Source organism: Mesorhizobium sp. M0437, assembly GCF_040321335.1.
Taxonomy (GTDB): domain Bacteria; phylum Pseudomonadota; class Alphaproteobacteria; order Rhizobiales; family Rhizobiaceae; genus Mesorhizobium.
Window position 1 is genome coordinate 1 of record NZ_JAMYRK010000108.1, and the last position, 11170, is coordinate 11170.

Below are 11170 nucleotides of genomic sequence, written 5' to 3' on the forward strand. Positions count from 1 at the left end.
ACGGAGGCACGTTGGCCGCGTGACAGTGAGCTATGCTGGAGATTGGGGTGACGAGGCTGATCAAGCCTTCCAACAGTACCAGCCTGATCAATTACGGCGAGAGCTACCGGTCCGGAGATCGCATCAGCGCCTCTCTGCATATGCACGCGGCCGCCTGAATTGCCGATTTCGCTCAGCTGCTGCTGAATGGCGACGGCTTGCGGCGCATTCAGGGCCCTCTGCGTCTCCGCTGGCCACAACAGCGCTGTGGGATGTTCATTGTTGGGACGACTCACTCGGGTGGCAGGTGGTTGCATGGTCAAGCTCATCCGGCGAAGGGCGGATCTGCTGTTGGCTGGCAGCCAGGACTGGGGGCGGCGGCCCGAACTCCGGCGTCCCAGAGCTTGCGAAAGCCTCCGACACGCTTCTGTTGAGGTCATCCCGTCCATCGGGCATCCCTGGGTTGCTGAAAAAAGATGAGGCGGCTTGATGATCCTGCCCTCGCTGAAGCACCTCGCGAGACCCCCTGTTCCAGTCGCAGAAGCTCCTCTGGATTGGTTGGCGGCTCGTCAGCTCGACCATCGAACAGCGGCCGGGGCGCCTCGGACACGTGCTGCTCAAAGCCCACTCGCCGGGCTTGGCCCGCTTGCCCCTCTTCCAAGCCGGCGTCCTGCACCTGCGACAAAGCTGTTACACGGGATGGATTTTTTCGCGCGGTCCACACCAGCCTCACATCAAACTGTATCGTCAAAGTCCTGCGCCAATTCACACAGCGGGTCATCGAGTTGAGATCCGGCGGAGAGCGCCTCCTCTGCTCCCGTCAAGGGCGCCGGCTCCGGGAGGGCGCCTGTCTGGCGTTCAAAGATGCGTTTCAGAATGCGATCCGAGAAATAACGCACCTTCCTCAATTTTAATGGTGGCAGACCTTTGATGAGAACAATCTCGTAGTCGTCATCGAGCAGCCGAACCTGTTCGGGACGCAATAGCGGTGCACCTTGATGTGAATTCTGAATGGTCCAGTCGAACGTTCGCGCCTGGCTGTGGGAAATCGATTTGGCTTCAAACGTGTATTCACCGATGGCCTTGGAAATGTAGTTCGGAGTCTCGTCATCAGCCGTGGCCATGAACACTTGCAGTCCGGTATTGCTGAGAAAATTCTGCTTGCCAGCCTCTCCATAAGCCCCCGTCAGTGCCGAAAGGCTTTGGATGATGAGCATGAAACGCCCCTTGTAGCCCGCGATAGTCGTGATTGCGGTCTCGATCGCCTCCAGCTTACCCAGGTGCTTGAACTCATCGAGCAGGAAGAGAACCTCGTGCTTTTCATCCCGGCGGGCCAGCGACCGCTGCAGAATTGAAACGATTTGCTGAAAAAACAAGCGAATCAAAGGCGCGATCACCTCAAGGTCGTTCGGACCAACGCAAAGATAGATGCACGTTCTGCGACGGCGAAGATCATAGACCGAAAAGTCCGAGCGACTTGTGGCCGCCTTTACAGCGGGATCCGCCCACAGGTTGAGCCCGCCATCGCCGAGCACGGAAGTGTAGGAGGTTAGGATTTTCGTATCGTTCCCCGCCATGTCGTCGAAGATGCGTTGTGCCTCTTTGTTCTGAGTCTCCATGGCGAGTCGCGCGAAGAGCTTAAACTTCTCCCCCGGCTGGGCGAAGAGGTCGTAGACGGCGCCGATTGTTGGCGTGCCCCGCTCGATGCAGGCAAGGATTCCCGCGACAAAGATATCTCGCGCGCCGCTGACGAAACCTTCCGCGCCCTCCCCCTTGGCCGTAATCAGGTTTGCGGCCAAGCGGCGGGCCTCGGTGAATTGCTGCTGTGGAGGCAGCGCTATAAGATCCAACAGCGGATTGTAGCAGTTTGTGCGCCGCTCCGAATCCAGCGGCGCGAATTTAAACACGTCGTCACCTGCGGCTTTGCGCGCCCTCGAGGTGAGCTCAAAGAGCTCCCCCTTGACGTCCAGAGCTATCACCGAGCCTTTGAATGTAAGTAGCGTTGGAATGACTATGCCGACGCCCTTGCCAGCGCGGGTCGGTGCAACGATGAGGCTGTGAGGCTGCTCGCCATTGGTCAGGTAGTAGCCAGGCCAGAAAGGGCCACTTGTCTTCCCAAACACCGGCCCTGTCACGCCACGGAATCGTCGCAGATATCCCGTGCGTCGCATTTCATCCACTCGAGCCCAACGAGCCGTCCCGTGGTGTTCGAGCTTGCGGCGCAATACGATCTGCTGAATCAGCAAGACGACCGCGGACGTCGAGAGCACGATAGCCGCGCCCCGATAGAAAACGGGGGTTGCGAAACCCAAATAGAAGGGCGTCTCAAACCAAAAGGCACGGACATCAAACGCCATCAGAGCCTCGCCGCTGCCGCCGTGGCGGAAGGTTGCGTAAAGACTTGCCGCACAGAAGCCCACGGCGAGTGAGCACGCGATGCTAATGGCTATGTTGGGGGGCGTCGTTTTTGTTGAAAGCATTGTTCCATTGCCGGATTAGCCGTAGCTAATGCTGCGCGTGCTTCAGAGACCGAACCGGCGTCGCGCGATGTCGCCGCTCGACAGATCGATGCCGCAGTGGGTGGTGCGATGCTTGCAGCGCATCACCCGGCAGACGTGGTTTTTGTACGTCAACGGCCAGCGAATTGGAAACGGCAAGGCCGTAGACGGAATTCGGGAGAGAAAGCGTCACTGTACCATGGCCGAGACATCAACGGCCGGAGCGATCTCTGCTTCGGGTGGCCTCCATTAGGTCCTCTCGGGCGTGATTGTAGGCTTGGCTTATGGACCGCCCGACTTGAGCACCCCGCTGCAGCTGTTCATAGGAGGTTTGCGGGCCTACTGTATCACGGACTGCAGCCTCAATACCTGCTATGTGGCCGTCCAGATTCGCACTCCGTTCCTCTGCTGCATGCTGCGGCGGCGGCATGTGCGGCAAGATGTCTTGCATGCCGGGAAAAACTGAGTGAGCTTGGGCCTGTTGATTTGCGTCTAACTGTTGATACATGTTGAGAATAGCATTGGATGCCATCATCCTGACATTGCCATCCGGATCAGAAGAAGCCAATCCAATGGCCTGATCAAGAATGCGAGATTTGTTTTCGTCAGTAAACTTACTGAAGTGTGGCGCAACGTAATAAGCTCCGAGAGCTTGCGACGGCGGATCCATGTTGCCAATGCGATTAACAATAGCATCTTGCAGCCCTGGCGTTAGGTAATCGCCTAGATTACTGGCCGCTCCGACTTTCTGCAATGCTATGTCATCCGTGCTGTACCCCAATTCGGCTGTTAATGTCGCGGCCAGATTGATGGCTGATCGTCCAAGCCGATTGGTCCGCCTTTCAAATCTCGCGAGGTCAGTTTCTGGCCCGGGTTGAGTGCCCCGAACGGCTGTTCGCTCGTGCGTCCCGAGGCCTTTGAAGCCCCCAAGATTTCGCGCTGTATCGCGCGGGTTAGCGGTTACCAGCCGTTCTGCAACATCGCTCAATGGCCCCTCTGGAACGTCACGGAGGCTACTGCTCCCCACGCCTTGAGATGATCTTGCAGCTGCGCGTGCCCGTTTGTTATCGCGATCCATTGCTCGCCTCCAAAGTAGTTATTCTACCCAATGAGGTTACCACCGAAGCTTGACCTGCTAAACCGATATGATGTTACAGTTGTAGTATGGCAAAGGGTTCCCAGCTCTGTGGGTCTGCCAAGTGCCCGTCCAAGCCGAAGAAAATACGATGAAGCTGGCATCAAATGCGATGTGAACTGCCCCGGGCTTTCCGGAGGCCGTTTCGTTTGAGTTACGCGGCTATGGCTGGTTCATCCAACATGGCGTAGTAGCGTTCCTCGGCTTCGGCCGGCGGGATGTTGCCGCTGGGCTCCAGCAGCCGGCGATTGTTGAAGCAGTCCACCCATTCGAGCGTGGCGAACTCGACGGCCTCGAATGAGCGCCAGGGTCCGCGGTGATGGATCACCTCGGCCTTGTAAAGACCGTTGATCGTTTCGGCGAGAGCATTATCGAAAGAGTCGCCGGCACTGCCCACCGAGGGTTCGACGCCGGCCTCCGCCAAGCGCTCGGTGTATCGAATGCTGACGTATTGGGCGGATTCAACCGGTCGTCGCGACACCAAGGGATTGGAGGTGGCAATGACGGATCACCAACGCGCTTCAGATCGGTGCACTCGAAAGAAGCTAGATTCGCCCGGGCGTCCGCCTGCCTGGCAGCGTGAGAATCGCTTCCGGTTCTGGCAAGCTATTGCCTTGGGACGTTCGAGCGAGGAGGCCGCACTGGATGCCTGTATATCAACGCCTCTTGGTCCGCGCTGGTTCGGAGTGCAGGAGGGATGCCGCCAACGCATTTGGCGCCGTGGGCGAAGCCGCCTTCGGGGCGATATCTTTCTTTCGGGAGCGCGAGGATATTGCGCTTGAGCTTGCCAAGGGAATCGGCATCCGGGCCATTGCTCGTAAGCTAGGTCGGCCGCCGAGCACAATCTCGCGGGAGGTCAGGCGCAATGCCGCGACGCGCAGCGGCAATCTGGATTACCGGCCAGTGCCGCCCAATGGCACGCCGATCGTGAGTCCCGGCGGCCTCCTGGCAAGCTGGCGGTCAATCCGGCTCTGCGTGAATATGTTGAGGAGCGCTTGGCCGGCAAAGTCACCAAGCCCAATGGCGCCTCATTCGAGGGCCCCAAGGTGGGTATGGAAAAACGACAGAGCCGGAGGTGATCGGCAACCTGGAGCCCCGAGCAGATCGCTAAATCGGCTTCAGATCGATTACCCAGAGGATCAAACCATGCGGATCAGCCACGAGACGATCTATCAGTCCTTGTACATTCAAGGACGCGGAGCATTGCGCCGAGGACTGACCGCATGTCTGCGTTCAGGCCGAGCGTTGCGCGTACCGCGCGAACGGGCCCGAGTTCGCAACAAGTCCTTCATTGGAGACGCCCTTATAATAAGCGACCGTCCGGGCGAAATTGCCGATCGGGCTGTCCCCGGACATTGGGAAGGCGACCTCATCCTTGGCCTCGGAAGCTAGGCGATCGGTACGCTCGTGGAACGAAGTTCACGCTTCACAATGCGTGCTTCACCTGCCGCGCATGCCTGGCTATCAGCAGAGCCTGCGCATCAAGAACGGTCCACCACTTGCCGGCCACGGCGCTGAAGCAGTCCGCAGAGCCATAGCCCGATCCATGGGCAAACTTCCCGAGCAACTGCGTCAGTCGCTGACTTGGGACCATGGAGCGGAAATGGCGCAGCAGCCGACCTGCGCATCGACACCGGGCTCGAGATTTACTTCTGCGATCCCCAAGCCCGTGGCAACGAGACTCCAACGAAAACACCAACGGCTTGCTGAGACAGTACTTTCCAAAGGGCACGGATCTCAGTCGGCACACAGCCCGGGAACTGGACGCAGTTGCCCATGCTATCAACACAAGACCGCGCAAAACGCTCGGCTGGAAAACACCTGCCGAACTCCTCGACCAGCTCCTTGGGGGACAGTATGATGCCGGTGTTGCGACGATCCGGTTGAATCCGCCTTGGCTGCCTCTATCGCTGTGATGGATGAGCCCGCCTCCCCGCGCGGGCCGCCGATCATGGAGAGCCTGTTCCAGGGCATCGAGAACGAAGGCTGCATGCGCCGTCCGGCTCACCCGCCAGCCGACGATCCGACGGGCATAGGTGTCGACAAAGGCGACATAGACGAAGCCCGTCCAGGTCGCGACGCAGGTGAAGTCGGAGACCCGCAGCATGTTCGGCGCCGGAGCATGGAACTGGCGGTTGACGTGGTCGAGAGGGCAAGGTGCGGCCTTGTCGCTCACCGTAGTGCGGATCGGCTTGCCGCGGACGATGCCTTCGAGGCCCATGGCCTTCATCAAGCGGGCAACCGTGCAGCGGGCGACCTCGAAGCCCTCGCGACGCAACCGCAGCCAGACCTTGCGAATGCCGTAGACGCGGAAGTTCGCCTCAAACCGTCGGACCTCATCCTTCGAGGCTGTATCCCATCTTGCCCGAGCCGACAGCCGGCAGGGGTCGACGCGCTTGGCGACATGGTCGTGGTAGGTCGACGGGGCGATCGGCAGCACCTTGCAGATCGGCTCAACCCCATGCGCCTTGCGGTGATCGTCGATGAACGCGATCGTGGCCTGAACCGGCCGTCGAGCTTCGCCTGGGCAAAATACGCGGAAGCCTTGCTCTCGTTGGCCTGCGAAGCTCGCGGCTCTCGCGTTCCAGAGCCTTCAGTTTCGTCGCAGCATCCGTGGGAACTCCGGCGCGCACGCCGCCGTCACGCTCGGCTTTCTTGCAGCCGATCTTGGCGGCGATCGATGAAACCGCCGCCCACCGCGACGTATGCTCGCGTTCGTGATCCAGAACCAGCCGCACCGCGGGGGGGCCGGACCTCGGGAGAGAACTTGTTGGTCGCCTTGCTTGTCATGGTTCCACCTTCTCAGGAGTTGGAGCCTCCGATCAACCCGGGGCGGCACACAACAAGGGTCACGGATCAATCTGGGCGGGAACCCTAGAGAATCAGCCCTCAGAGCCTTTGGTAATAGACCGGCCCCTCGCACCTGTTTGGGCTGGGTGTACAAGTCAGGTTTTCATCAGGTTCGACGAGTATGTCTGGCAGCCAGAGCGCGACCACTTCCGTGCCCGCCCGCTCGTCTGGCAGACACACAAAGCAGAAAGATATGCCGTCAGCTACAAGCAGCGCCATCGTTTCCTGCCGCAGATCATCGCCCATCCGGTCTGGCCCTCCTTCAGGTTCCCCTTGAGCCTGTGTCTCGTCGAGCAAATGGCCCGGGAGCGGGATCGTGGTTTCGTATGAGACAATCCGCCGGTGCGGCAACAAATGCGGTCCGCATACGGAGCCATTACGTCGCGGCACTTGATATTGCAGTGCAGCAAAGGTAGAGGGCCGCCCCTTATCGGAGTGTCGTCCATGGTCCTTACCAATACTGGTAGCGAGGCAGAACCCGTCGAACAGTCGAGCCATCCGGCAATCGAACAGCAAAGCCCCAAGGTGCTGATGCTAGGCGCGCTCGGCGTTGTCTATGGCGATATTGGCACCAGCCCGATCTACGCGTTCCGTGAGGCGCTGGTGGCGTCGTCGGGCGGCAATGTCGCCGAGCGCGGCGATATCCTCGGCGTGCTGTCGCTGATAATCTGGTCGCTGACTATCATCGTCACCATCAAGTACATCATGTTCGTGCTGCGCGCCGATAACGGCGGCGAGGGCGGCGTGCTGTCGCTGATGGCGCTAGCGCGCGGCAGTTTCCCCAAGCGGTCGGCGGTGATCCTGGGCACCGGCATCGTCGGCGCCTCGCTGTTTTTCGGCGACGCGGTCATCACGCCCGCGATTTCGGTGCTGTCGGCGGTCGAGGGTATGAACGTCGTCACGCCGACCTTCCAGCCCTATGTGGTGCCGCTGACACTGGTCATCCTGGCCATGGTGTTCGCGGTGCAGCGCTTTGGCACCGGCGGAGTGGGATTGGTGTTCGGCCCGGTGACCGCCGTATGGTTCCTGGCAATTGGCCTTTCCGGTCTCAACCACATCATCGACGATCCAGAAATCCTGTGGGCGGTGAGCCCGCACTACATCGTCGCCTTCCTGATCAATTCGCCCGACGTCGCTTTCGTGACCATTGGCGCCATCTTCCTCGCCGTCACCGGCGCCGAAGCACTCTATGCCGATCTCGGCCATTTCGGCCGCAAGCCGATCGTGCTGGCCTGGCTGGCGATCGTGTTTCCCTGCCTGCTGCTCAATTATGCCGGGCAAGGCGCCTTCGTGCTGGCCAAGAACGGCGTCGTCGGCCATCCATTCTTCGAGATGAACGAAGGCTGGACGCTGATCCCGATGGTCGTGCTGGCGACGGCCGCGACTGTCATCGCCAGCCAGGCGGTCATCTCCGGCGCCTTCTCGCTGACCCGGCAGGCGGTGCAGCTCAATATGCTGCCGCGCCTCGAAATCCTGCACACCTCGGAACGGCAGTCGGGCCAGATCTACATGCCGCGCGTCAATCTGTTGCTGGCGCTGGCGGTGATGCTGCTGGTCGTCGGTTTCGGCGAATCGAGCAAGCTCGCCTCCGCCTATGGCATCTCGGTGACCGGCAACATGCTGATGACGACGGTGCTGCTGTTCGTCGTCATGACCCGGATCTGGAAATGGCGGCTGTGGGTGGCGGTCGCCATGACGGCGCTGTTCGGCTTCATCGATGTCGGCTTTTTTGCCTCCAACATCGTCAAAGTGTTCGAGGGTGGCTGGGCTTCGCTGGCGGTGGCCTTCACCATTGTGCTGGCTATGTGGACCTGGGTGCGCGGCAGCCGCTATCTGTTCGACAAGACCCGCCGCAACGAAATCCCGCTCGATTTCCTCGCCGGCAATCTCCTGAAGAAAAAGCCGCAGCTGGTGTCCGGCACCGCGGTGTTCCTGACGAGCGATCCACTCAGCGCGCCAACCGCGCTGATGCACAGCCTGAAGCACTACAAGGTGCTGCACGAGCAGAACGTCATCCTTTCGGTGGTGACCGCGCCGCAACCGGTGGTGCCCGACAGCGACCGGGTCAAGATGGAGACGGTCAACGAGCTGTTCATGCGGGTGACGCTGACCTTCGGCTACATGGAGCAGCCGAACATCCCGCGCGCGCTGGCGATCTGCCGCAAGCAAGGCTGGAAGTTCGACATCATGACGACCTCGTTCTTCCTGTCGAGGCGCTCGCTCAAAGCCTCGCCCAATTCGGGCATGCCGGTGTGGCAGGACAAGCTGTTCATCGGCCTGGCACGCACGGCCGCCGATGCGACCGAATATTTCCAGATCCCGACCGGACGCGTCGTCGAGATCGGAACGCAAGTGACGATTTAGGGCATGTCGCGGTTGAGAAGAATCGGTGCTGTCACATTGAATGAGCGTTAAGGAAATTCAGGTAGCAGCGCGCCCGGCACTGTAAGTTTCAGCGGCTTGATGCAGCGATAGCTGGCCGGGACGGCTGTCACGCTGTGGCGACACACGCGATTTTGTTCAGATTTGCATGGGGGCGTTACGCAGGTCTCGATGTTGAGCCGATGACAGCGCATTGCAGGGAAAGTGAGCAGGTCGGCAATCGGATCATGGATGGAAACGAACCGCTGAAGCTGGCGTGCCGACTTGAAGCGTTTCATGATCCTTTCGCGTCGTCGGGTCGGCTGGTGCGAATTTTCCGCTCGATTATTCAGGCCTGTGTGCGACCGGTGTTCGACGCCGGGCATGAGGTCGCGCATGGCGGCATCATAGGATCGGAGCTTGTCGGTGATCATGATCCGTGGTGTCCGCCCTTGAGCTTTCAGCAACTTGCGCATCAGACGCTTTGCCGCCTTGGCATTTCGGCGGCTTTGTACCAGCACTTCGAGGACGAAGCCGTCCTGATCGACGGCACGCCAGAGCCACTGCTTCTTGCCACTGATAGCCACGACACATTCGTCGAGATGCCATTTGTCGCCCAGGCAGCCGGCTGATATTGATCTCCTGGGCGAAATGCCGTCCGAATTTCTCCGCGCAGCTTCGAACGGTCTGATGCGTGACGATGATGCCGCGGGCCGCCAGCATGTCCTCAACCATGCGCAGGCTGAGCGGAAAGCGAAAGTAGAGCCATACCGCGTGCGCAATGATCTCGGGGGAAAGCGGTGGCGACCATAGAGCGGACCACGAGCAACTTCTGACATGGCCCAATGTAAGCACATCTTCATAAGCTGTCGGTTGACTTTACGGTGCCGCGCCAAGCGAGCAGCATCCGGCCGGCGGGGCCGACCCCGTCTCCCGGCCGTGAGCAGAACGGCATCACGCAGGGGCCGCTTCATCCTCGACGCGGCCAGCCTGCTTTGCCGTTACCGCCGCCGCCGAAAGCGCCAGGCGTTGCCGCCAGGCGCCGGTCCGCCGGCAGCGGTTCGTCTCCACCGATGATCCGATTGCCAACCAATTCCACTTTCCCCCATACCTGCGTAACGCCGCTATGCAAATCTGGACAAAATCGCGTATGTCGCCGCAGCATGACAGCCGTCCCGACCAGCTATCGCTGCATCAAGACGCTGATATCTTTACAGTGCCCGCAAGCCTCTCGCGCGCCAACGGCCAGTCGGTGTCGCGAATTGAGGCGCGCTGAAGCCGTCCGGCTCAGCCGATCATGGCGCTTCGGTTGCCGGGTTCGAGGTCGTGGCCTCTGCCGCTGCGCGATTCTAGCAATTGCGCCTTGGAGAGCTCTGCTTCAGCCTCGGCGAGGCATGGCTCGGCTGCGGTTCTCTGCCGCAGAAGGTCCGATTGCGAATTCTTGACGTTGTCACGACGTAGGCGAGCGGCCTTGGCGAACGTCGGATAAGCGAAATGATTGACATCGGAGATGCCGCCCTTCGTTTCCTCGGCGTTTATCTGGAACTCCAGTTCTCGCGCCATGCGTTCGAAATCGGCAATCATGATGTCTAGCTGGTGCAACTGTCGTCTCTTCTCATTCACCTGAAATTGCTTCAGTCGGACCAGATTACCTCGTGGCTTCATGACTTCGGTACTCCGGTGCCCATTTCGTCCAATCAAACCGCTCTCTCCCCTTGACGTTAGGCCTACAGCGACTCTCACGTTTTCTGCTGCGAGCGGAAACATATTTTCCAAAATCCTTGGCCGATGGCTATGAGTTCAATGCATCGACAAGCATGCGAGCGGGGGACTTAAGGGGCGGTAAAAAAAGGCGGAATAGGGCGATTTTCACAATGTCTGCATATGAACGCGTTGAGACCTGCGGCGGGCTTGACACACAAAGCAATCGTCAAGACTTGCGACATGGACGCCGGGGGGCATGAATACGCCCGCCGTCAGCTATACGCCCCCCGATTTCCGCCGCCTATTATCGCCCACGCGGTCTGGCTTTATTTCCGGTTTCCGCTGAGCCTGCGCCTGGTTGAGGAAATGCTGCTGGAACGCGGCATCGTGGTTTCGTATGAGACAAGTCGCCGGTGGGGCATCAAGTTCGGGCTGGACTGCGCTCGCTGCTTGCGCCGCAAGCCGCCGTGCCGGAATGATGTCTGGTACCTGAACGAAGTGGTCGTCACCATCGCCCGGCAAAAAGCTTTGGTTGTGGCGCGCCGTCAACCAGGATGGATATGTGCTGGACGAAATCGTGCAAAACCGCCGCAACACCAAGGCCGCCAAGCGCTTGCTGACGCGGCTGTTGAAGAAGCAGGGG

The 11170-nt window shown here is 60.0% G+C and carries 4 protein-coding genes, 7 pseudogenes and 1 other annotated feature; of the genes and pseudogenes, 4 read left to right on the plus strand and 7 right to left on the minus strand.

The genetic code is table 11. The features are described from left to right. Positions 1–713: 713 nt before the first annotated feature. The 3 genes and pseudogenes from virD4 to NKI72_RS32645 form a co-directional block, all read right to left on the minus strand. Complete coding sequence (gene virD4 / locus NKI72_RS32635; protein WP_352851979.1) at positions 714–2459, minus strand: type IV secretion system ATPase VirD4; 1746 nt, start codon at positions 2457–2459, stop codon at positions 714–716. Between the two features lie 229 nt (positions 2460–2688). Next, complete coding sequence (locus tag NKI72_RS32640) at positions 2689–3231, minus strand: hypothetical protein (RefSeq protein ID WP_245261254.1); 543 nt, start codon at positions 3229–3231, stop codon at positions 2689–2691. A gap of 535 nt (positions 3232–3766) precedes the next feature. After that, positions 3767–4069: pseudogene (locus NKI72_RS32645) on the minus strand (integrase core domain-containing protein); the annotation flags it as partial. A 43-nt stretch (positions 4070–4112) separates the two neighbouring features. Here NKI72_RS32645 and NKI72_RS35570 point away from each other — a divergent pair. Next, a pseudogene (locus NKI72_RS35570) lies at positions 4113–5528 on the plus strand (IS30 family transposase). On the opposite strand, the pseudogene NKI72_RS35575 reads toward NKI72_RS35570, so the two are convergent. After that, positions 5507–6402, minus strand: a pseudogene (locus NKI72_RS35575) (IS3 family transposase); the annotation flags it as partial. The pseudogenes NKI72_RS35570 and NKI72_RS35575 sit on opposite strands and share 22 nt — an antisense overlap. Next, positions 6035–6151: a sequence feature (AL1L pseudoknot), on the minus strand. It overlaps the preceding pseudogene by 117 nt. A 285-nt stretch (positions 6403–6687) precedes the next feature. On the opposite strand from NKI72_RS35575, the pseudogene NKI72_RS32660 reads away from it, so the two are divergent. Together NKI72_RS32660 and NKI72_RS32665 are read left to right on the plus strand one after the other, a co-directional pair. Continuing rightward, positions 6688–6847 (plus strand): annotated as a pseudogene (locus NKI72_RS32660) (IS6 family transposase); the annotation flags it as partial. Between the two features lie 59 nt (positions 6848–6906). After that, entirely contained in the window at positions 6907–8826 is a 1920-nt protein-coding gene (locus NKI72_RS32665; RefSeq protein ID WP_352851980.1) for a potassium transporter Kup, read from the plus strand. A 156-nt stretch (positions 8827–8982) separates the two neighbouring features. Here the strand turns inward: NKI72_RS32665 and NKI72_RS32670 are convergent. From NKI72_RS32670 to NKI72_RS32680, 3 genes and pseudogenes are all read right to left on the minus strand, one after another. Next, a pseudogene (locus NKI72_RS32670) lies at positions 8983–9662 on the minus strand (IS6 family transposase). Between the two features lie 50 nt (positions 9663–9712). After that, positions 9713–9876, minus strand: a pseudogene (locus NKI72_RS32675) (DUF1403 family protein); the annotation flags it as partial. 234 nt (positions 9877–10110) lie between these two features. Further along, on the minus strand, positions 10111–10488 hold the full coding sequence (locus NKI72_RS32680) for a hypothetical protein (RefSeq protein WP_023690673.1): 378 nt from the start codon (positions 10486–10488) through the stop codon (positions 10111–10113). Positions 10489–10783: 295 nt separating this feature from the next. Here NKI72_RS32680 and NKI72_RS32685 point away from each other — a divergent pair. After that, a pseudogene (locus NKI72_RS32685) lies at positions 10784–11170 on the plus strand (IS6 family transposase); the annotation flags it as partial.

Excerpts from the sequence above, each read along its gene's own strand:
- NKI72_RS32680 (WP_023690673.1), bottom strand. The coding sequence starts at position 10,488 with ATGAAGCCACGAGGTAATCTGGTCCGACTGAAGCAATTTCAGGTGAAT.
- virD4 (WP_352851979.1), bottom strand. The coding sequence starts at position 2,459 with ATGCTTTCAACAAAAACGACGCCCCCCAACATAGCCATTAGCATCGCG.
- NKI72_RS32665 (WP_352851980.1), top strand. The coding sequence starts at position 6,907 with ATGGTCCTTACCAATACTGGTAGCGAGGCAGAACCCGTCGAACAGTCG.